The organism is Microcoleus sp. B3-D7 (assembly GCF_036705305.1).
GTDB lineage: Bacteria > Cyanobacteriota > Cyanobacteriia > Cyanobacteriales > Microcoleaceae > Microcoleus.
Genome location: NZ_JAUBUE010000025.1, coordinates 35,949 through 58,357, shown reverse-complemented (window position 1 = coordinate 58,357; position 22,409 = coordinate 35,949). Strand labels below are relative to the sequence as shown.

Sequence of the window (22,409 nt, the reverse complement as noted above, 5' to 3'; positions counted from 1 at the left end):
GCCTCCGCCCTGATCGCGCGATCGACCCCTCAAATAATACCATTTTAGATTTTTAATTTTAGATTAAAAAATTGAATAATTTGGCGTGACGTATTTCATAAGGGTTTGGATCACGGGTCTACAGTTGCATTCTTTTTTTAACTGGTATAAAAGTATCCTTCCCAGCAGCGCCAACATGAAAAAAAAAGTTGAGATTTTGGGAAATCTCAACTTTTTTAGTGACTAACTAGCCAAGTATTCTCGGACTTGAGATTGGCGGCGCCGCAGGTGGGCAAGGGCTTGATGTTCTAGCTGCCGCACCCGTTCCCGGCTGAGATTTAACCGTTCTCCGACTTTCGCCAGAGACATTTCCGTGCCGTCTTCCAAACCGAAGCGCAGAATTATTACATCGCGCTGCTGGGGGGTAAGTTCTGATATCAAAGTATTGAGGTCTTGCCGCAGTAATTCCGAGGTAATGTAGTTGTCTGGAGATGCCGTTTCGTCTTCTAAGAGTTCTTGCAATTCGGTATCTTGGTTGTCTCCTACCCGCAAGTCCAAAGAAACTGGATGTCTTGCCATCAGCAGGTATTCCCGAATTTGGGAAGGGTGCAGTTCCAAGGCTGCGGCAATTTCCCCGGGGGAGGGAGATCTGCCCAACTGCTGCGTGAGTTCCCGCTGCACCTTTTTGATTTTGTTGAGTTTTTCGGTGATGTGAATTGGCAATCGAATTGTGCGGGCGTGTTGGGCGATCGCGCGGGTAATTGCTTGGCGAATCCACCAATAGGCGTATGTGGAAAATTTGTATCCCCGCATCGGGTCAAATTTTTCGACTCCTCGTTCTAAACCGAGGGTGCCTTCTTGAATTAAATCCAAGAATTCCATATTGCGTTTCTGGTATTTTTTGGCGATCGCCACTACTAGCCGCAAATTCGCTTCAATCATCTTTTGCTTTGCCCGCCGCCCTATGTGTAAGATGCGGCTAAGTTCAGGTTCGGTCAACTCCATTTCGGCAGCCCACTCTTGATTCGTCAGATCCCGCTGCCATTCTTTAGCAAGTGCTTGTTTTGCTTCGATTAATTTCATCATTTGCTGCACCTGCTTCCCGAAAACAATTTCTTCTTCTCGGGTTAGCAGGGGTACGCGACCGATCTCGTGCAGATAGGTACGAACCGTATCCGTTGAGGAGTATGGCCGGCTGCCCATGCGATCGGCTTTCACTGTTTTGTTTTTGGGGGTTGTGGTGGACATGGGTGAGTATTGCACTCCTTGTAACAACAGATAAAAAGTTGGTGATACCCTGTCCCACTTTTGCAAGTGGGATAAAGACTGCGACAAAGGGGATGTTTCCCCTCCTGTTTATCGGTGACGATCGGTAGAAGCTTTTTGTTTGGGATTACTTTTGTGCTGGATTTTCCAGTAATCCCTGTCGATTTTCGGTAGCTCGCTAGCTTTAACGGCTAGTTCAAGGCGAAGTGAAGCAAGAGTTTAGTTTTCTCAATATTATTCCCAATTTTGAGGATCGTAAAGGGTAAAAACCTCTGTCTTAAGGTCAAGATTCTACATTTTTCCTTAAGGTTTTGAATTCCCTGTTAGTTTTAACTGCCACTCAACTTCACAATACTCATGCAAACAGACTCATGCAATGAGAGGGCTTTGTTTTGCTCTCTGTTCCATCATCGCTTGAAATTTTCTCGCTGCCTAGATGGTGGGATGCGAGATAACCGAACTCGATCGCCGTATTAGATGGGAGTAACTGTTTAAAATATTTCTTGACATTTTTATTTAAATATGCTAATCCAATTCTGCTACGAGTAACGACAAGGTGTATAAAGGCTGGCTGTTGCCCTGTTTGACTTTCATTGTGCTGCGAGGCTCCATCATCTCCATCATGTTTAAGCTTAGGCAAATTTTGGGCAGTTAGGGATGAGGGGTGAGGGGGTGAAAGGGGAAAAGCTTCTGACGGAAAGCTGGGGGCTAATTTTTTTGAGGTTCGATCGCACTTTTTCGTTTATAACTGAGGCAAAAATCTGATATTTCTGTCATTGCCAGCGATCGCCAATTCTGCGCCCCGACTAATTTACAGTAACCTTTGCCTAAGTTCTGTAATGAATCTAGGAGTTGTCAATCTAAAATCCCAAATCCATTTTAGCAGCTTCTGCCTCGGCAAATACTTGTTCATCGGGCATTTCTTGCCAGTCAATATCCCCGATTTCCCTGTAGAATTGCTCGTCATAGGGGCGAGTTTGCACGACTACGGGCATCGGTACGGCGTGCCCCAAAACTAATGCTTGCTGTTTGGAGTCGAGTTTTGCCAAAACTGAACGCAAACTCTGCCCTCCTGAAACGCCGGTGAAAATAGCGTCGATGTCTTTATCGTCGTTTAACAAGGCTGTAATGCGGGTGCCTACTTGCGACATGACTTCGGCATCGATGCCGGAGGGACGCTGGTCTACAATCAGTAGGGTGACAAAGTATTTTCGCATTTCTCTGGCAATTGTCCCGAAAATAGTCGATCGCACGATCGCCGGATCGAGAAAGCGGTGAGCTTCTTCAATGGTAATCACCAACGGCTGCGGGCGATCGCACGGATTTTTGCTCTGCAAAAACTTCTCAGCTTTTCGCACGTAAGATCCGTGAATGCGACGAGTAATCACGTTTGCCGCCAACATATACGACAGCAAATCCGAGTGCGAACCAAACTCAATTACTACATTTTTCCCAGCATCCAAACACTGCAAAACTTCAGTTACATAATTTTTTGGACAGCGTTTCCGAATGTATGTTAAATCATTCAATCTCTCTAACTTTCGCTGCAAAGCCATAATCGAAGACTTATTTCCCCGCTTTTCTTCGCAAAACATTTGGATATCTTCGTTGCTCATTTCCAGCAACTTGTTTATCCAACCACTTCCCAACTCATTTCGCAAAATAATCGCATTTTCGATACTAGCTTCCGACAAATTTAGCTCGCGTTGCACTAGCGCGATATCTTCCACTTCAATTTGATCGAAACTTAAAAATAACTCTTGAGCGTCGCGGACTCCCCGGCGTTTTGTCGATTCTGGATCGAGGGTATAAATCTGCATTTTATCGGGAAACAACTGCCGCAAACCTTTAACAGTGCTGAACTGTTTCCCTTCCGAAACCGCTTCCCACCCGTACTCCGAGTGCATATCAAAAATTAGATTGACAGCAGCTTGCTTGCGAATAATTCCCGATAGAAGCAAGCGCGTCAGGAAAGATTTTCCCGTTCCCGACTTGCCAAAAACCCCGTTGCTGCGTTCCACAAATCGGTCTAAATCCAAGCACACAGCAACGTCCATGTCAATCGGTTTGCCGATCGCAAAATTGCGGCGATACGGGTCATCTTCCCAGCCAAAAACTGCCCGAAAATCGGTTTCTTTGGCATCAAACACCTGGGAAAAGTGGCTGGGAATAGTTTTGACAGGCAGCAACTCAATATCCGCGCCGGTTTGTGACTCAAAAGAAGCCAAATTTCCTAACGCCAGCTTATTCTCGCGAACTCCGCCGTTTTTCGTCGGGTCGAAAATTGCCTGCTGTTTTTCTCTCTCAGCAGTCAACATCAACATCGGCGACAATTCGATCGTACCGTAGGTGCTGCTACCTGCTAGCACTGCGAGCAGAAAATCGTCGTCGGGATTGGGAGGATTCGATAAAATGCGGGCGCTAGAAGTTCCGAGAGACACGTCGGTGAGCATACAGAAAAAGTGCGATCGCACCCCCCGCACTACTAGAAATTTCCCCACCCTCATATCTTCCACCGAAACATCGGCGTGCAGTCGCACTTCTAATCCCTTGCTCAGGGAACCTTGAATAACAGAGCCTAACGGTCGATCCATTTTAGATTTTAGATTTTCGATTGTTAATAATCGGGCAATTTTCGCGGGGCGAGTTTTGATTGTAGATTTTTGATTGTTAACAGTCAACTAATTACCATTCCGATTCTAATGGCAATTCAAAAAAACTCGGACTCAGATGTATATCGGTCAAATCCGTTTCGCTCAAATAAGCGTCGGTCAAAAATACCCCTTTTAAACTTGCGCCTTTGAGGTTAGTACCTTTCAGGTTAGCACCTCTGAGATTAACTCGGAATAAATGAGCATCGCTCAAGTCTGCCTCAGTTAAATCTGCTCCCTCCAAATTTACTCTCATCAAATCTGCTTTTCGGAGATCAGCTTCGTTTAACTTAGCGCCACTGAGGTTAGCTTTTGTCAAGTCTACACCTCTCAAGTCGGCCCCGCTCAAGTTAGCGAACAGCAAAGTAGCTCCGGTGAAATCTGTCTCCCTCAAATCGGCATCTCTTAAATTAGCACCGCTGAGGTCAGCCCTTGTTAAGTCTACACCCCGAAGGTCAGCAGAACTCAAGTTTACTTGGTGTAAAATTGCGCCGCTTAAATCGGCTCCTCTCAAATCTGTTTGCTCCAAGTTTGCACCTTTGAGGTAAGCTTTTTTTAAGCTAGCTCTGCTGAGATCTACATTTTTGAGATTGACCGAACTTAAGTTAGAAGCGCTCAAATTAGCTCCGCTTAAATCTGACCCGTTTAAGTCGGCTCCGGTTAAGTTTACCCCTTGCAGCGATACATTGGGAGCAATTAAATAAGCTCCGCCCAGAGCGGGGTCAATGCCTTCTGAAAACAATGTTTTGTTGCTGTAAACAGCTTTCTCCAAAATCGTACCGCTCAAACTAGCTTCCCTCAAGTCCGCTGCGCTGAGGTTGGCTCCTGCTAAGTTTGCCCGATCGAGTTTTGCGCCAAATAAAATAGCTTTGTATAAGTTTGTCCGCCGCAAATCGGCTCCTTTTAAATCGGCTTCGGTCAAATCTACCATAGCCAGATTTAAGCCAGGGAGCGAAGCATTGGGAGCTAGCAAAAATGCTCCCAGTGCACCCGGATCAATATCTTCGGGAAAGATAGTCCGGTTGTTGTATACCGCCTTGTCTAAAATGGCACCGCTCAACTGAGAACCGCGCAAATCGGCTCCACTGAGGTTGGCTCTGGTTAAGTTGGCTTCGTGGAGATTTGCTCCAACTAAATTAGCCTTGATCAAACTTGCTTGTTTGAGGTTGGCGCCGGTGAATTCGGCTCCTACGAGATTAGCTTCTCGGAGGAAAGCACCAGTCAAATCGGCTCTAGTGAGGTTAGCTAAATTAAGAAATGATTCAGCTAAATCCGCCCCGCTGAGATTAGCACCGCTGAGGTCGGCTTCAATCAGGTCTGCATACCTGAGCATAGCGCCGCTGAGGTTGGTTTCTCGGAGATCCGTGCCTCGGAGGTTGGCTCCCCGGAGTTCCGCACCGCCAAGGTTGGTGCCTTTAAGTGCTTGTCCCCTGAGATCGAGTCGGTGCAGAAAGTCACCAACGTTCATTTCCATGTCAAATTCACCCTCTCTATTCCGATACTTTTTTCCTAACCTTTGAAATTAAGTTAGATATTCTGAAAGTATCTTTGCTGAGTTCTGGTCAAAACCATTGTAATCATCAATAGCCACAACTGGTGCATCTGGCGGATAGTGTTCTGGAATATCGTCAATGGCTACCCAAGGTGAGTTTTCTGCTTGATTTTGTCGAAGATACTCAAGAACTTCCTGGTGTCGTAAATATTTGTGTTGGTGAATATTTTTGGGGTTGAGAAAAGGGGTGAATCCGATAATACGGATAGCGATATCTGGTGAAAATAATGGCGGGATTACCTCGAAGGGGAATATTTCACGCCAGGATGATGAAATTACTACTCGCGCATTAGGATAGGAACGAAGGACATTTTCAAAGTGATTGAGGCAAACTGAATTAAATTTCATTATATCTGTTTGCAAACTCGATCCATTTCTTCGGTCAGGAATAAGTACACCATCAATGTCTAAAAAAATTAACATTAACTAAAAGTCCTAGTGAAGAATTTAATAAGTATTAATACTGATGAATAAGATAAATGTGCATCTACGATTCTCTCTCAAGTGTTCGCTACATCGACTTGTTAGACTGCAATCAACATTGTTATTCACTGTTTTTATTGGTGGCTGCTTTCTGACGAAAGGAAGATGCGGGTATCAACAAGTATTATTCTGAAATTCACAGTTTTTCTTGGCTTCTGCCTTCCCCCCTGCTGGGGTAGGGGGGTTGGCTTCTACCTTCTGCCTTCAGGCAAGAGGAGCAAAACTGTAGATTTTTTGAGGTTCGAGCCGATCGCAAATTGCGACTAATTCCGACAGAAGGAATGTCTCGCGATCGAGCTGGACTTGCAGGGTTTTGAGCGGATCTCCACCGGAGGAAACCATGAATTCTAATGTTTGCAAATTCGGCTCAGTGCTGATTTCGCCCAAAATTTGACCGATCGCCTTGACGTAAGGATGGTTTACCTCCGAGTACCAGTCGGGGGCTGCGAGTCCGGCTTGATCGAAGCCGAGGTGAACAATGAGGGAGCCTTCTCCGAAAAGGGCTATTCCCACCGGCCGCGCTTCTTCTTGCAGCAGCAAGTGCTGGCTAGCCGCCAAATGCCGCAGTTTTTCGAGGTGTTCGTACCGATTTTGAATGGCAGCATCTTCCTCTTTTCCTTCTGTTTTCTGGCTTCTACCTTCTTCCTTCGTTTCGTTCCACTGAATCGCCACTGTTACTAAATAAGTTTGCAGTAGCATATGACCGAGTTTTTCGGCTTTTGTTGCCAGATAGATCGAATTGTAATCTGTGGCTTCAATTAGTAAGGGGACGCGATCGGCTACTTCAATCCCGTAACCTTTCAAACCCGCAATTTTGCGAGGGTTGTTGGTAATCAACCGAATTTTTTTAACTCCCAAATCGTTGAGCATTTGTGCTCCGACGCCGTAGTTTCGCAAGTCTGCGGGAAATCCCAACCGTTCGTTGGCTTCTACCGTATCCAATCCCAAATCTTGCAGCGAGTAAGCTTTTAGTTTATTTACCAATCCAATACCTCGACCTTCTTGGCGCAAGTAAACTATGACGCCAGAACCGACATTTTCGATCATTTTCAGTGCCGCTTGCAGTTGCATCCGGCAGTCGCAGCGCAGGGAACCCAAAGCATCGCCGGTCAGGCATTCGGAATGCACCCGCACCATCACGGGTTTGTCTTTAAATTCTGCGGGGTCGCCCTTGACAATAGCAACGTGTTCTGAATTGTCTTGGGTGTCGCGGTAGGCGTAAATCATAAACTCGCCGAATTGAGTGGGCAATTTGGCGACGGTTTCGCGGCGGACGAATCGATCGTGCTTGAGTCGGTAGCTAATTAAGTCGGCAATACTGATTATTTTTAGGTTGTGGAGTTTTGCGTACTCGATTAATTCGGGCAACCTCGCCATCGAACCGTCGGGGTTTTGAATTTCGCAGATGACGCCGCTGGGATACAGTCCAGCGAGTCTGGCGAGGTCAACCGAAGCTTCGGTGTGACCGGCCCGTTTGAGGACGCCACCGTCGATCGCCCGCAGGGGGAAAATGTGACCGGGACGGCGCAAGTCTTGAGGTTTGGTGTCCGGGTGAATGGCTACTTGGATCGTGCGGGCTCTGTCTTCGGCGGAGATACCGGTACTGACGCCGTTGACTGCATCGATGCTGACAGTGAAGGCAGTTTGGTTGTTGTCGGTGTTTTTGCTGACCATGAGGGGCAATTCCAGGCGATCAAGCCTTTCGCCGCTCAATGCTAGACAAATCAAACCCCGCGCGTTCACGGCCATGAAATTGATGTTGTCGGGGGTGGCGAATTGGGCAGCACAAATCACATCGCCTTCGTTTTCGCGATTTTCGTCATCGACTACTACCAGGGGGCGACCTGCTTTGAGGTCTGCAAGGGCGCTGTCGATCGAGTCAAATTGAAATGATTGAGTTGAGGAGTTGTTATTTGGCACTGAGGAGTTCAAGCTATAAACAGTAATGTTATGGAAATAGAATGTATTTGTGATTGTAACCTTTTGTTTCCGACAGGGCGATTCTCCAGTCCAGATGAGTTTGACAATATTTCTAAACTCACATACTATAATTATTGCATCTTGTCAACAAAATCTCTCCCCAATATTTCATGAGCTTGACTGAGCTCGTCGATCGCATCATCAAGTCGGCATCGAATTTAAAGGAAATTGTTTTAGATCCGTTTATGGGTTCCAAGACTACAGCAATTGTGTCTCTGGGTTTGCAGCGACAAGTTATTGGATTTGAAATTAGGGCTGATTACTGTCAGATTGTCGCTAGTAGAATAGATAATTTTTTGATGGAGAAGGAACTCAGAGAAGCACAGTTATCTTTATTCTAAAGTTGGTAAATTGCAGCAACTTAATTTAAATTGTCCCAGAGCGGGCGAGTGGTCTCAAGCGATCGGCGCTTAAGATCGCACTGCCCAGAACGATCGGCGCAATGGGACAATATTGATATCCAGTCAAATTATCCCAACCATGAATAATTGGCCGAAATTCCTCCCCGATCCTACATCGTGCGCCAGAGGGTTTGCCTTAAGCATTAGCTTTTGGTTGATTGTTTCTTTACTGTGGCCCAATGCTTACTACTATTCCTACAGATTTAGCAGGATGTACTGGTACACCATCAGGAACTCTGACTGGGAATCCCCGATCGTACTTGCTTGGTTGTGCCAAATCTGGTTATTTGCTTTCTATCACTGGGGGTTAACCAAGTTTGCAGAGTGGGTGGAAATTCGCCGACACAATCAGCAACCGCCGACTGTATCGGCTTGGCAGCACTGGAGGGAAGGCGTTATAGCATTTCTCACACTGCCAGCAGCAATCGTGATGGGAATTCCGCCGACCGCCCTTTTTATGCTGCCGCTAAGAAGCTTTTCGGGCGCGCTCGTTGCTTTAATTCTAGGAACTGCGATCGCATCTGCTTACCTGTATCACTTCCGCTTTGCAAAGCTGCTTAAAAATCTTCTTAAATTCTTATGGATTTTCTATGCAGAGCTTCTAAAGATACTGGAACTTGTGTTAGTTCCAGTATTAACTGGTACTCCGTTTTTCCTGCTAACTGTTGCGACGGCCGAAATCGTGCCAAAACAGCTACTGCCGCTAACAACCTTTCTGTTAGTTATTTGCGTACTGTTGAGCGGGATAGTGGGATATGCAGCTTTACAGTATTGGTCAGCGCATCTAGTTAATTGGGCCGCGACGTGGTGGCCCGCTGACTCTCCTGGTTACGGCCGGATTCAAGCCCGAAAAGCCTGGAAACACAACCGGACAGCAACCAGCCAATCTTTTGTTCGGCACACAACCAGTTGGCACTTAGCCGCTAACGACGCTACCAACCTAATTTACCTAAACCTCATAGCGATCGTACTCGGTGCGATCGCTTTTGTGTTATTTGGAGAGTCTTCAGAATCGTCAGAAACACAAGAAGAGATTTTAGGATCTGCTGTGGCGCTAGTTTGGGTGGCGCTGTGGCATTTCTGGGGGTGGCCTCGCGAAGTAGAAATTGCTAAAGGTAAGCCGGAGGCTAAGAAAAGTCAGAGTTCAGCTAAGAAAAAGCGATCGCCCAATTCTAACTCACCGGCTCCGAATCCGGTAGAACAAGAACTCAACCAGCTCAAAGCCACAACTGGAATGAATCGGATGAAACCTGTGAGACGATCAACCCAGCCAACTCCTGAAGTTGCTCAATGGTATGTGTTTCGCAGCGGTGAAGCCAAGGGGCCCTATACCAAATTGCAATTATGGGAGATTCAGGAAATCACAGCCCGAACCAAAGTCCGGCGCGGGGAAGCCGAGTGGCAGCGCGCCGGTGAAATTCCAGAATTAGCGTCGTACCTCACTCAAAAATAAGACAGTACACGTCACCGCAGGTCCATCGGCGCTCAAGACGATCGCACTGCCCAGAAAGTAGCGCTATTCTTAGAAAAGGGATTTGTGTCAGCGAGACTCCCGGAGATTTTTATGAATATTACTTTGAGTCCTGAGCAGGTGAAATTGATCGAAGCGCAATTAGCACTGGGGCAGTTTACCTCGCCGGAAGAGGTGATTACAAAAGCCCTCCAGACTTTGACTCAAACGCGGAAGCTTTATTGGGAGTGGGTGGAGGAGGTTCGCTCTTCGGTAGAGGAAGCGGAGGCGGAACTATCACTGGGTGAGGGAATCCCGTTAGAGACTGCGATCGAGCAATTGCAGGAAAAGTTTCGCAAGGCACGACAGGTTCAGGGATGAGCCGATGCTTTGTCTCTCCAACAGCAAGCCGAGATTTGGATGCCATTGGTGATTATTTTGTTGGCTCAACTTTATACATAAAAAAAAGCCCTCAACTTTGTGAGGGCTTTGCGATGCCAGGAACGAGACTTGAACTCGTGACACGTGGATTTTCAGTCCACTGCTCTACCAACTGAGCTATCCCGGCTTGTTTTTTCGCGCTTTACTATCTTAGCAGACACATACAGAATTTAGCAAGCACTTTTCTCAATTAATTTTCGATCGCCCGGAACCCCCCGCCTGTAAGCTAAAAGCTGCAACCTAAAATCCAACAATCGCAATGGCACAGCAACATCGGGACAGCGAGGGCAAGAGTCTGCTTGTCTTGGGCATAATTTGGCTGCTGGGGGCAATTAGCGATCGCCTCTGGTTTGCGCTCGATCGATCTGTCCCGGCGTGGGATCAAGCAGACTACCTGACTAGCAGCCTGAAATACTTGCAGGCGTTGCAGCATCCTCAGTGGCTTTCCGGGGAGTGGTGGACAAACTTCTGGCTGCTTTCGACGAAAATTCCGCCCTTGGCATACATCTTAACGGTTCCGTTTCTTCAGGTTTTCGGTACTGGGGGCGATCGGGCAACCCTCGTTCATCTATTATTTAGTGCAATTCTCCTCGCCTCAGTCTACAGTCTGGGCGTCCAACTATTTAACCGGCAAGTCGGTTTGTGGGCCGCTGCAATTAGCGTTTTGTTACCGGGGCTTTATCGGTTCCGCTTGCAATTTTTGCTCGACTATCCCCTCACTGCGGCGATTACTTTTGCTTTCTATTGTCTGACTATGTGGAAGGCTTCTGAAGGAAGAAGGAAGAAGGAAGAAGGAAGTTCGGCAACGGATGTAACGGATGTAACCGATAGAACTTTGTTGGAGGAACGAACAAAGAAAAAGTATAAATTCTCTCCCTCGCCCACTCCCTCACTCTCCGCGTCATCTTTCTTTTGGGCGATCGCCTTTGGAATTTCTCTCGGTTTATCAATATTAGTTAAACACACTACCGTATTATTTCTGTTTACCCCGATTGTGTGGCTGGCTGTGGGTGCTGTGCGCCAAAAAGCTTGGAGTAGATTAGGTCAATTAACAGGTGCTCTGTTGCTGTCGGTGGCGGTGTTTGGGCCCTGGGCGAAAACCAATTGGCTGTTAATTTTGACCGGGGGAAAACGGGCAACGCTGGATTCTGCGATCGCCGAAGGAGATCCGGGCATCAATACGATCGACGCTTGGATTTACTACGGTAAGCACTTACCCGAACACATTTCTTGGCCTCTGTTACTTATTCCCTTAGTAGGATTGATACTTTATTGGCGTCGCCGGCCAGATAGTTCGTCAATTTTTTATCTCAACTCCTGTCGGTGGCTGGCTGTTTTCTGGGGAGGAGCTTATTTAATTAATTCTTTAAATATCAACAAAGACGACCGATATGTGATACCTTATTTGCCAGTTTTATCTATTTTCTTAGCCTACTGTTTAACGCTGTGGCCTTCTCGGTGGGGACGACAAATTCGCTGGGGTACAATTGGCTTGGCAATTCTGGCGATGCTGTTCCATATCTGGCCGCTGGGAGGTGCTCTGGGAAATAGCTTAGTCCAAATTATCAGTCCCGGCAATTCTAACTATCCTTACTTGGGGAAAGAGTGGCCGCACCGAGAGGTAATTGCCGAAATTATTGATCGGGAACCTTATTTACAATCTACTTTAGGCGTGTTGCCTTCGACGCCGGAAATTAACCAGCATAATTTTAATTTTTACGGTGCTTTGGCTAATTTTCAGGTTTACGGGCGGCAGGTGGGAACGAATTTAAAACAAGTGCCGCAAGATGTGCGATCGCTCTCTTGGTTCGTAACTAAAACTGGCCCGCAAGGTTCGATTCGCGAAAGGATTAAACAAGCTCAAAATGCCGCCGTAACCGCGATTGAAAAAGGCGATAGATTTCAGTTAGAAAAAACTTGGATTTTACCAGATTATACTAATTTAAATCTTTATCGCAAGCGAGTGCAGCCTGTCGAAATACAGCCGTTGAATGAAGGGCGATCGCAAGTACAATTAGATCGAGTTACTGTCGCTGCAAAAGCAGTTCCCGGAGTCGCGCTGCCGGTTACTTATACTTGGTCTGGACCTTGGCAGCAGTTGCAGTCTGGTTTAGTGTTGGTAACGTGGCAAAATCAGCAGTCTGGCAATATTCCACCGGGACAGACTTTCAGGATTTTACACGATCGCGCGATCACCGGGGCGACTTTGCATCCGGGGATGCTGGAAGCGGATAAATTTGCTGTGGGGTTTCGAGTTGTCGATCGCACGGCGATGCTTCCTCCTGCTAATATTGCACCGGGAACTTACAATCTGCAAGCTACTTATCTAAATCGGAAAACCGGCGAAACTTATCCGATTAATGTGCCGGCAGTTAGTGTTAAGATCGAGGCAGAGCCTCTGGATATGCGTTTCCAGGCAGAGCCTGGGAACGAGGATAATACAGATAAGCCTGAGTTAGATTTGGTGACTCAATTGCGGGCGATGGCGGTTAATTTACCCAAAGGATTGCCTGGTTTAGAACCTGTGTTCGAGCAGATTGGGCGCATCAATCAGTACGATCCAATTCAAGATTATACCGTGCAAGCGGAACAAACCTTAGAATATCGGTTGAAACAGGAACCAAATAATCTAGAATTGGCTTATGCTTTGGCATTTTCTCGGGTATTGCAGCAGAATGTCAAAAGTGCGATCGCCGCCTTAGAAAAAGTCACTCAACTCGACTCAAAAAACCCTTACGCTTACGCCTATCTCGCTTTCGTACACCTGTACGGCTGGCATCCCAAAGCCGCTCAAACAGCCTTAAAACCTGCTCTCGCTCTCAACTCCAACCTACCGGAAATTAGAGTTTTAAACGGTGTAGCGGCTCTGATGCAAGGTAATCTCATTCAAGCATGGCAAGATTTGCAATTCTTAAAAAAACTAAAAATTTAACAATTCCTTTTATTGTGGCACGGGCGTCCCGCCTGTGCTTCTAAATTTGTAACGCCTGTGCTTCTAAATCTGTAACGCTTGTGCTTCTAAATCTGTAAAAAACCGAAAATCGATGAACCAACCAAGAATTGTCTCTCTAATTCCCAGTGCCACCGAAATTGTAGCAGTTTTAGGATTAACCGATGCACTTGTGGGCCGTTCCCACGAATGCGACTATCCCCCAGAAATCCAAAATTTACCTGTTTGCACTCAGCCTAAATTCAATCCCGAAGGAACTAGCAGCGAAATTCACAACCGCGTGACAGAATTGTTGCAAAATGCCCTCAGCGTGTATAAAATAGAAATAGATACTTTGGAAAAATTGCAGCCGACTCACATTATTACTCAAGCTCAATGTGAAGTCTGCGCTTGTTCTCTAACAGAGGTTGAACAAGCGGTAAGCACGCTGGTAAATAGCAAGCCGGAAATTATTTCTTTGCAGCCGAATCTGCTAGCAGAAATCTGGACGGATATTCAGGGAGTTGCTGATGCTTTGGGCGTAGATGGCAAAAGTGCGATCGACCTTTTGCAATCCCGCATCGATGCTATTACCTCGAAAACACAAGCATCCTCTATTATTACCACAAAAGAGAGACTTCCCAAAGTAGCCTGCATCGAGTGGATTGAGCCTTTGATGGCGGCAGGTAACTGGATTCCCGAATTAGTGGCAATGGCGGGAGGCAATTCGCTATTTGGAATTGTCGGAGAACATTCCCCTTGGTTAAAATGGGAATCGCTAGTAAAAGCTAATCCCGATGTAATTATTTTCATGCCTTGCGGCTTTGATTTAAGCCGCACTCGCAGCGAAGCAATGCAGATAACTAAATACGCAGAATGGCCTAATTTGCCAGCAGTAAAAACGGGGAAAGTTTACATAACTGACGGCAATTCTTACTTTAATCGGCCGGGACCGAGATTGGTTGATTCGTTAGAAATTTTAGCAGAAATTCTCCATCCCGAAATCTTCTATTTTGGCTATCGAGGTAAGGGTTGGCAGCCATTTTTGTAAATACCTGCAGCTAGCTAAAGCTTTATGTATATTAATTCTGAATTGCCTGCGATACAAATAAGGACACAACAATATTGTGTCCTTATTTGGCTTTCATTTAACCGAATCTGACATCAATGGATGCAAAAAACGCTCGTCCTACCTTGTTGAAGCAGGGGGCATCAATACCTTGTCAATTACGTGAATAACGCCGTTGCTAGCTTTGATATCAGCTTTCACAACATTAGCGCCGCTGACAGTAACTTTGCCTGCGCTAACAGCCACATTGAGCGAACTGCCTTCGACACTTTTAACATCGCCGGATTTCAGGCTAGTAGATAAAACCGCACCAGGAACAACGTGGTAAGTTAAAATCTTAGTAAGTTTGGCTTTGTTGGCCGGTTTGAGCAAATCCTCCACAGTTGCTTTTGGCAAAGCAGCAAATGCCGCGTCAGTCGGAGCAAAAACAGTGAAAGGACCTTTTCCTTGTAAAGTTGTAACCAAACCTGCTGCTCCCAAAGCCTTCGTCAGCGTCTTGAATTGAGCGTCACCAGATGCAATAGCAACAATATCCTTAGTAGCGGCAGTTGGTGCCGGTGAAGCGCCAGTTGGTGCCGGTGAAACGCCAGTTGGTGCCGGTGAAGCGCCAGTTGGTGCCTGTGAAACGCCAGTTGGTGTCGGTGAAGCAGTGGTTTTTACGTTTCCTGCAACTTGTGAAGTTTGAGTTGCATTAGCAACATTGGTGTTGGAGGTGATGTGGGCCCAAGCCGGGAAACCAATCAACGCGCTAGCGCCGATTACTCCTGCGAAACCTGTCAGTTGTTTCATCCAGCTAGGTAAATTTTGATTTTTCATTGCGCTTGCATTTCCTTAGGAGATAAAACAGTGAACATGAATTGTTATGTTAGCCAAATCTCGACAAAAGGCAAGGTTGCCAGAGGCTAAGGTAGAGAGAAATTTCTCTTGCATCCCCGATCGACCAAAACTTCCTTACTATAACGCAAGCTGAGAAATCGGGCATCAACCGCTAAATCTGTAACTCAAAACCTCAATCACCGAACCAGTTTGGGGTAAGTCACCAGATTTGATCGAAATCGTGTCATTATTCAATCGGCGCACCGGCGTACCATCCATCAGCGCCAAGAATTCATCTAGCGGCACCAAATCGCACGCAGTATCGGCGGCTTGGGTTTTGAAATGTGTCGGAATCACCATCTTTGGTTTGAGAAGTTGCAAAGTTTGCTTCGCTTCCGCCGGAGTGTAAGCTTTCGGCCCTCCGCCCACGGGAATCAGCAGGATATCCGGCCGCCCGATCAAGATTTGTTCTTCAATGCCGATCGGGCCAGCAACTCCGCCCAAGTGTAAAATCTTAAGGCCCGCTTGCTGCCACAGCCAAGCCACATTGACCCCAAATCGCCTTCCTCCCTCACGGTCTTTTTCCGTCCGAATCCCTTGAATCCGCAGCCCGTTAGACCTGTAAGCCCCTGGCTCGTACAAAAGGCCGGGATTGCCCGCCAATCCGTCGATCGCCCCTTCATCGAGCAACCGGCTGCTAATCAGAATCAAATCTGTCGGCACTTTAGGAGAGCGATAGCCTGCGGTACAGCCCAGGGGGCGAAAAGGATTCACCAGCACCCTCGCACCGCCTCCGGCGAACAAGAAGCAAGTGTGCCCCAACCACTGAATCGACAAAGAATCAGCAGTTTGAGCTTGATAGCTTTCCCATCCAGATGGTAAACCAGTTGCTAAAGCTGCTAGCAAACCCGTCTGTGCGTAACGTATTAATTGTCGCCGTTTCATCTTGTGGTTGCGGTTATCGGGTGTTGGTCGTTTGTTGTTATATCACAAAACACCGTCAGTCGATTTTAGATTTTAGATTTTAGATTTTAGATTTACTCCACAGATGAATCTGGGATATGGAACTTTCGTCTAAAATTTGGGGTTAACCACGAGCATTTTCGGGGGCTTGTATCCTTTTGTGGGCGCCTGAGATGCGAAAATGTGCACCCTAGTTTTACCGTAAAGTTCGCAGGGCCCACCCTAAAAATTTAGATAATTTAAACAGTCAGGTGTGGATTCGGCACCCGAAAGATGCAGATAAAAACTCAAAATTCCCAACCCAACTAAAGCCGTTCCAAGAAATTTCGCAATAATTGCTTTCCCGCAGTCGTCAAAATACTTTCCGGGTGAAACTGTACACCTTCAATGTGTGGATATTCCCGGTGCCGCACGCCCATAATAGTTCCGTCTTCAACCCAAGCGGTAATTTCCAAAATTTCTGGACAACTCTGCTTTTCAATTACCAAACTGTGATAGCGAGTTGCAATCATCGGCGATTCCACGCCCTGAAAAACTCCGACTCCTGCGTGTTCTACCTGAGAAGTTTTGCCGTGCATCAACACGGGTGCAGAAACAATTTTGCCGCCGAATACTTGACCAATACTTTGATGTCCGAGGCACACGCCTAAAATTGGCATAGTCGGCCCCAATTCTTTGATTAATTCCAGAGAAATTCCCGCATCTTCCGGTCGCCCCGGGCCTGGAGAAATCACCACTGCTGCCGGCTGCAATCGGCGAATTTCTGCTAAGGAGATTTGGTCGTTGCGGTAGACTTGCACTTCGCTTGCTACCTGCAACTCAGCACCCAGTTCTCCTAGATACTGTACCAAATTGTATGTAAAACTGTCGTAGTTATCGATGACTATAATCACGGGTTAAGTTAGATTTTAGGTTTTAGATTTTAGATTTTAGGTTAACTCGCTGTCTGAAAGCAAGGGTTTCAAGATTTTAGATAGATGCCGAAGATAAAAATAGCTGCAATATAGACGAATAAAACTAAAAATCTCAAATTGGTCATCTAAAACCTAAAATTTGCTATCGCCCAATAAGTTACTAACGGCCGATCGCAATTTGAACGACTGCCCACAAAGGAGGAAGCAGAAGTGCAGTACCGACGATGATCGCAGCCATTGCCGATACCAGAACCGCTCCGGCACCGCAGTCTTTGGCAATTTTGGCTAGTTCGTGGTAAGATTGCCCGACTGTCAAGTCTACCACCGATTCGATCGCCGTATTCAACAGTTCCATTGCTAAAACTATGCCAATGGTGACGCCGATCACCGATATTTCTACAGGTTTCAGTTGCAAAAATAGGCCGAGTCCGATCGCCAAAGTGCCAATAACAGTGTGAATCCGAAAATTGCGCTGAGTTTCAAAAGCATAACTCAGACCCCCCCAAGCGTATCTAAAACTCGTAGCTAAGCTAGATGCGATTTTCCAGGATAGCTCTCGGTTGTATTTCAAGGCTTTTTTAGGCTCGTGGACTGTCTGGCTAGAAGAGTCTTGAGGCATGGGCAGAAACTGTGCGACTTGTGATGAAATTGAGGGTCTATCTAGTGTCATAAAGAACCAACTTTAATTTACAGAGATGAATGAAAGCTAAACTTTTCAAATTAACTTCATCAAGTCTAGGTAACTTTTCTAATTTTTTACTAAAGTTCTGGTTTAATTTCAGAAAGTTATGTTGGGCTTGACATGATTTGTTAAATCACCATCAACTTCAGTTATGCTGTTTGGATCGCAAGACCGATCGCCTGCAGCAATGTTTCTTGTTGATCGAGCATTTGAGTCAGACTTTCTTCATCCGGGTGATCCCAGCCCAAAAGATGCAAAAAACCGTGGGCTGCCAGCCAAGCTAGTTCGGTCTTCAGGGGATGTCCTTGCTGCTGAGCTTGTCGGTTAGCTGTATCGATCGAGATGACGATATCACCCAAGTATAGGGGTTCAGATGACTGCATTTCCTCTAGCTGAGGACAGTCTACCTCTAAAGCTGCGAAAGCTAGTACATCGGTCGATCGATCGAGCTGGCGGTACTGGAGGTTGAGCGCTTGCATCTCCGTATCGGCGGTTAAACGCAGACTGACTTCGTAGCCCGGAGCGACTGGCACATACTCTTCCTGGTTTTCCAGCCAAACGCTAAACCAATTTTCCCAGGTTTCGGCTGAAATCTCCCCGCTGGCTGCACTCTCAGGGAGGTTGGAAGCGTCGGCTGACTGCTGGGCGAGCCCGTAACAGTCTTCGACGTTCACCTCAATTAACATTTTTTTGCTCTCCTGTCAAGGGATATATTCAATTTTTTTACAAATTCCAATTGCGCGAGCGAACGGCAGGGGATTTTGCTGTTGCTGGAAAGATACAGTAATCTGTTAGAGATTGCAACAGGCAGGCAGAACAATCAGCTTAACTCGCGATTAAGAAAGATCAAAAACATCAGCAGAAATTAGAGGCTGATTGTTGGAATCCTCGATTAAGAATTGAAATAGCGATCGAGAAAAGCCAAACCGACGAGTACGCCTAAAAGTCCCGCCGCTGTCAAGGCAAAATGAAACAGAGAAGTCGCCCGCTTGCGAACCATGTTCCGCATCGCCAGCTTGACATAACTAGGTGGAGGTGCAGTGTTTGTCGGCGCTGTCTGGGTTTCGGCGGACTCTTCGGAGGCGGGAATTGCTGAGGGAGGTTGACTCATAGTGGTTAGTTTAGAAGGTTAACAAAGGGGCTGCTGAGGACAGGCTCGTCCCGATGTTAACAAATATGTAACGTTTTGTGTAGGAGTTTTTAGATTTCAGATTGCTGCAGGCTGGTTTCGGGCTGCAGAGAATCGGGCTAAACTTTCTTCAGCCATCAGCCATCCGCTCAACTTCAGCAATAATTCGCCTCACTGTCTCCGCCTGTGGCGATCGCAAATGCTGGAAAATGTCCAAGGATTGCTGTAAATAATTCAAGGCTGTGTCAAAATCTCTCTTCTTATCTGCTAACAACAGTCCTAACATTGCGAAAGTAGCAGCTTTTCCTCGAACATTGCCAATCTTTTCCTGAAGTTCGAGAGATTGTTCATAAAGTGCGATCGCCTTTGCTACTTCCCCTTGATCCGCATAAATTCCTGCTAGTTGGTGCAAAGTAGCAGCTTTTCCTTGAACATTGCCAATATTTTCCTGAAGTTCGAGAGATTGTTCATAAAATGCGATCGCCTTTGCTACTTCCCCTTAATCCGCATAAATTCCTGCTAGTTGGTGCAAAGTAGCAGCTTTCCCTTGAACATTGCCAATCTTTTCCTGGCGTTGTTGAATTGAGGTACGATAGAGCGAGTGAGCGATTCACAAAAACCAATTAACTGAAAGTCAAAGCAATGAAATTTTATGAAGATAAGTCAACTCATGTTAATAAAAATGCGCCGAATAAAGGCAAGCAAAATTATATTTGTGTTGACTGTGGCAGGCAATTTAGAGAGTGCTATCAAACCCAGCAGTGTTACGCGCAAGAAGTTAAATATCAATACCTAAAAATATATGTCAATGGGATGGGTTTTCGTGCGAGCAAGAGAGTCAAAGACCTGCATCACACGACAATAATTAATTGGCTCAAGCAAGTTGGAAAGCTGCTACCATCCGCTTACGATCTAGAGACAATTCCAGAAGTAGGAGAACTAGATGAGCTACAAACCTTTGTCGGATAAAAAAACACAATCTGGGTGTGGACAGCAGTAGATTACTTTAGACCAGGTATTCTAGGATGGCTATTAGGAGACCGAGCGTCCTAAAACGTTTGAACCTTTGTGGGATGTAGTTATTAGATGGGGGTGCTATTTTTATGTGACGGATGGCCCGAAAGTTTATGCAATGTTTATTCCAGAGAGAAACAAAATTATGTGCCCAACTTACATGACTTGCTGTTGAAGGTGAAAACACAAGATTAAGACACTATCTGGCTCGCTTAAAACGAAAGACTTTTTGTTATTCAGGCAGCCGAAAAAATGCTCATATCTTCAATTAAACTACTTATTCATTATCTCACGTTTAATGATGTTCGCCTTCCCTATTCAATTAATTATTTCGAGCGAGCATTAGTCACCGCACGCGATCGCTAAACCATACCCCTATTCAGCAACGCCATCTCAGAAATTATACCAGCATGAAGGTGTGTAAAAGCTTTGAAGCTTCTGACTTCTGAAAACAGATTTCTGTAATAGCGACAATACTGATCAATCAATTTCAAGGTTGAAATAGCTTGGCGAGGGTTAACCATAGACCTAGCTCTGGTTTGAGAGATTTTGTTCTATTATACTCTGGCGGTTAGTGACAGAAGAGGGCGAAGCAAGTGGGTTAGCAACAGCGTATTCCATCGCAGCTTGGAATTTGGGTAGAGAACGCGAAATCATTTCTTCGTTGGCAGTAAGGGAAATTCGGAAGTAACCGGGTATTTCCTGGGGAGTTCCTGGTAAAACAAATATATCTTGACTTGCTAATAACTCGGCAAAAGCAAGGTCATCATCCCAAGGTGATTGCACCAAGAGGAAGAACGTCCCATCAGGGTCATACAGGTTGTAACCCATATCCCGCAGTGCCTTCACCATCCGATCTCGCTTGTTTTGTAAATGCTCGATATTTATGTTTAGTTGCTCTAAGTCTCCTAATGCATACTGCATGAGCACACTAGGATAACACCAACCAAAAGGAGTTTGTTGTAGGAAAGCAATGATTCGTCTTATTTCTTCCCGATTAGGCATAGTGGGAGGTAAAGCAATATACCCTATACGTTGACCGGGTGCCATTAAAGTCTTACTATAACCATATACTAAGAAAGAAAATGGGTAAAACTGAGTAGGGCTGGGACAAGTTTGGTTGTCGAAAACAATGCGGCTGAAGGTTTCATCGGAAATAATATAAATAGGCTTGCCATAGTGCTTAGAAGCCTCGTTAAGTATACCGCTCAAACCCTCTAGGATACTAGCTGAAAAAATCTTACCTGTAGGGTTGTGGGGTGAATTGATAATGATTGCTCGAGTCCGTTCTGTAATTGCAGATGCGATCGCCTGCAAATCCATATCAAAGGTGTTTTTATCCACAGGCACACCCACCGGAACCGCACCGGTAAAATGCACCATACTCCTATAACCTAACCAGGGTGGAGTCAAAATAATTACCTCATCTCCCTCACCAGCTAACATTTGCAGACAAATCGCCAAACCAACTACAGTACCATTGGTCATAAAAATATCTTCAGGCAATATAGAAAGTCCGCGTTTATCCTGAAGAGCAGCGGATACAGTGATCCGTGATTGTGGAATATTTCCTTTGTAGCCATACCACCCTTGATTTTGCGGTACACTCCAACGCTGTAAGGCTTCTACAAACCCTGGAGGTGGTATTTCATGGGCATCACCGATAGTAAAATCAATACTTCCCGGCTCAGTTCGGCGACTCATATAGGTCGCTTGGGTAAAGAATTGTCTTATAGGGGTCTGGTAACTTAATAACTTTAGTAACCGTGGTGAGATAAAGTGAGTCTTCCCTTCACTTGTTGGATCTGGCATGAGCTTATTTGGATTATTTTTGTCGTACATAGTAATTGGGTAGTAGTGTATAGTAATTGCAGGTCACGGAACTCGCCTTAACGATAAATTATACTCATGGACAAAATACCGTCGCCCACATTACTTGACATTTATATCCTTGTTTACCACTTGTTTACCATAAGTATGAGCGTATTTAATAATTTTCCCCGAAGGACATCTTAAACAAGTGATACTCATATATACTCAGGAGTATTGATATTATTTTATTAGTTTAACATGATAATGCACCACTACCAACTATCTTACTATTTACTGCATTACGGCATCATTTCGCAACAATTTGTAACGCATCAGCCGTAGAACCCAGTACCCTACACCGTCCACACAAACCAATCCCGGCGTTGCTGAATAGGGGTATGGTTTAGCTATCGCGTGCGGTGACTAATGCTCGCTCGAAATAATTAATTGAATAGGGAAGGCGAACATCATTAAACTTGAGATACTGAATAAGTAGTTTAATTGGATATCTGAGCATTTGTTCGGCTGCCTGAATAACAAAAAGTCTTTCGTTTTAAGCGAGCCAGATAGTGTCTTAATTTTGTGTTTTCACCTTCAACCGCAAGTCATGTAAGTTGGGCACATAATTTGGTTTACATCTGGAATAAACATTGCATAAACTTTCGGGCCATCCGTCACATAAAAATAGCATCCCCATCTAATAACTACATTCCACAAAGGTTCAAACGTTTTAGGACGCTCGGTCTCCTAATAGCCATCCTAGAATACCTGGTCTAAAGTAATCTACTGCTGTCCACACCCAGATTGTTTTTTTTATCATATAAAGATTTGTAGTTCTCCTAGTTCTGGAATTGTCTCTGGATCGTAAGCGGATGATT

At 45.7% G+C, this 22,409-nt stretch carries 17 protein-coding genes, 1 tRNA gene and 3 pseudogenes; 6 read left to right on the top strand and 15 right to left on the bottom strand.

All coding sequences use genetic code 11. The features are described 5' to 3' along the window. Positions 1-222 precede the first annotated feature (222 nt). The 5 genes from QUB25_RS17590 to ribBA all read right to left on the bottom strand — a co-directional run bounded on the left by QUB25_RS17590 (position 223) and on the right by ribBA (position 7,851). A complete protein-coding gene (locus QUB25_RS17590; protein ID WP_333035894.1) occupies positions 223-1,227 on the bottom strand; it encodes an RNA polymerase sigma factor, RpoD/SigA family in 1,005 nt (334 codons plus the stop codon). Between the two features lie 878 nt (positions 1,228-2,105). Next, complete coding sequence (locus QUB25_RS17585) at positions 2,106-3,839, bottom strand: ATP-binding protein (RefSeq protein ID WP_333062750.1); 1,734 nt, start codon at positions 3,837-3,839, stop codon at positions 2,106-2,108. A 91-nt stretch (positions 3,840-3,930) separates the two neighbouring features. After that, complete coding sequence (locus tag QUB25_RS17580) at positions 3,931-5,370, bottom strand: pentapeptide repeat-containing protein (RefSeq protein ID WP_333035891.1); 1,440 nt, start codon at positions 5,368-5,370, stop codon at positions 3,931-3,933. Between the two features lie 48 nt (positions 5,371-5,418). After that, on the bottom strand, positions 5,419-5,871 hold the full coding sequence (locus QUB25_RS17575) for an HAD domain-containing protein (protein WP_333184626.1): 453 nt from the start codon (positions 5,869-5,871) through the stop codon (positions 5,419-5,421). 264 nt (positions 5,872-6,135) lie between these two features. Further along, on the bottom strand, positions 6,136-7,851 hold the full coding sequence (gene ribBA / locus QUB25_RS17570; RefSeq protein WP_333184624.1) for a bifunctional 3,4-dihydroxy-2-butanone-4-phosphate synthase/GTP cyclohydrolase II: 1,716 nt from the start codon (positions 7,849-7,851) through the stop codon (positions 6,136-6,138). A gap of 170 nt (positions 7,852-8,021) precedes the next feature. On the opposite strand from ribBA, the gene QUB25_RS17565 reads away from it, so the two are divergent. From QUB25_RS17565 to QUB25_RS17555, 3 genes are all read left to right on the top strand, one after another. Beyond that, positions 8,022-8,252 (top strand): DNA methyltransferase, encoded by a 231-nt coding sequence (locus QUB25_RS17565; RefSeq protein ID WP_333184622.1) that lies wholly within the window; start codon positions 8,022-8,024, stop codon positions 8,250-8,252. 139 nt (positions 8,253-8,391) lie between these two features. After that, complete coding sequence (locus tag QUB25_RS17560) at positions 8,392-9,765, top strand: DUF4339 domain-containing protein (RefSeq protein ID WP_333184620.1); 1,374 nt, start codon at positions 8,392-8,394, stop codon at positions 9,763-9,765. 111 nt (positions 9,766-9,876) lie between these two features. Next, positions 9,877-10,143 carry a hypothetical protein gene (locus QUB25_RS17555; RefSeq protein ID WP_333184618.1) on the top strand — a complete coding sequence of 89 codons (267 nt, stop codon included), beginning with the start codon at positions 9,877-9,879 and terminating at the stop codon, positions 10,141-10,143. Between the two features lie 114 nt (positions 10,144-10,257). Here the strand turns inward: QUB25_RS17555 and QUB25_RS17550 are convergent. Further along, positions 10,258-10,330: transfer RNA gene (locus tag QUB25_RS17550), tRNA-Phe, on the bottom strand. 132 nt (positions 10,331-10,462) lie between these two features. Between QUB25_RS17550 and QUB25_RS17545 the strand changes: the two genes are divergently transcribed. Both QUB25_RS17545 and QUB25_RS17540 read left to right on the top strand, forming a co-directional pair. Further along, positions 10,463-13,135, top strand: a complete 2,673-nt coding sequence (locus QUB25_RS17545; protein ID WP_333184616.1) for a phospholipid carrier-dependent glycosyltransferase — start codon at positions 10,463-10,465, stop codon at positions 13,133-13,135. A gap of 112 nt (positions 13,136-13,247) precedes the next feature. Continuing rightward, positions 13,248-14,183, top strand: a complete 936-nt coding sequence (locus tag QUB25_RS17540; RefSeq protein WP_333184614.1) for a cobalamin-binding protein — start codon at positions 13,248-13,250, stop codon at positions 14,181-14,183. Positions 14,184-14,321: 138 nt separating this feature from the next. Here the strand turns inward: QUB25_RS17540 and QUB25_RS17535 are convergent, their stop codons facing one another. The 7 genes and pseudogenes from QUB25_RS17535 to QUB25_RS17505 form a co-directional block, all read right to left on the bottom strand. Next, positions 14,322-15,017 (bottom strand): fasciclin domain-containing protein, encoded by a 696-nt coding sequence (locus QUB25_RS17535; RefSeq protein ID WP_333062735.1) that lies wholly within the window; start codon positions 15,015-15,017, stop codon positions 14,322-14,324. Positions 15,018-15,182: 165 nt separating this feature from the next. Beyond that, a complete protein-coding gene (locus QUB25_RS17530; protein ID WP_333184612.1) occupies positions 15,183-15,962 on the bottom strand; it encodes an MBL fold metallo-hydrolase in 780 nt (259 codons plus the stop codon). A gap of 323 nt (positions 15,963-16,285) precedes the next feature. Next, on the bottom strand, positions 16,286-16,873 hold the full coding sequence (locus QUB25_RS17525) for an aminodeoxychorismate/anthranilate synthase component II (RefSeq protein WP_333184610.1): 588 nt from the start codon (positions 16,871-16,873) through the stop codon (positions 16,286-16,288). Positions 16,874-17,054: 181 nt separating this feature from the next. Then, the gene (locus QUB25_RS17520) at positions 17,055-17,564 is read right to left on the bottom strand and encodes a diacylglycerol kinase family protein (protein WP_333062731.1); all 510 of its coding nucleotides are present in this window, start codon (positions 17,562-17,564) and stop codon (positions 17,055-17,057) included. A 161-nt stretch (positions 17,565-17,725) separates the two neighbouring features. Next, entirely contained in the window at positions 17,726-18,262 is a 537-nt protein-coding gene (gene ybeY, locus QUB25_RS17515; protein WP_333184606.1) for an rRNA maturation RNase YbeY, read from the bottom strand. A 206-nt stretch (positions 18,263-18,468) separates the two neighbouring features. Further along, a complete protein-coding gene (locus QUB25_RS17510) occupies positions 18,469-18,687 on the bottom strand; it encodes a DUF3285 domain-containing protein (protein ID WP_333062727.1) in 219 nt (72 codons plus the stop codon). A gap of 148 nt (positions 18,688-18,835) precedes the next feature. Beyond that, a pseudogene (locus QUB25_RS17505) lies at positions 18,836-19,192 on the bottom strand (tetratricopeptide repeat protein); the annotation flags it as partial. A gap of 155 nt (positions 19,193-19,347) precedes the next feature. On the opposite strand from QUB25_RS17505, the pseudogene QUB25_RS17500 reads away from it, so the two are divergent. Then, positions 19,348-20,085 (top strand): annotated as a pseudogene (locus tag QUB25_RS17500) (IS1 family transposase). Between the two features lie 162 nt (positions 20,086-20,247). Here the strand turns inward: QUB25_RS17500 and QUB25_RS17495 are convergent. Both QUB25_RS17495 and QUB25_RS17490 read right to left on the bottom strand, forming a co-directional pair. After that, the gene (locus QUB25_RS17495; RefSeq protein ID WP_333184604.1) at positions 20,248-21,561 is read right to left on the bottom strand and encodes an aminotransferase class I/II-fold pyridoxal phosphate-dependent enzyme; all 1,314 of its coding nucleotides are present in this window, start codon (positions 21,559-21,561) and stop codon (positions 20,248-20,250) included. A gap of 373 nt (positions 21,562-21,934) precedes the next feature. Next, positions 21,935-22,398, bottom strand: a pseudogene (locus tag QUB25_RS17490) (IS1 family transposase); the annotation flags it as partial. Positions 22,399-22,409: the final 11 nt, after the last annotated feature.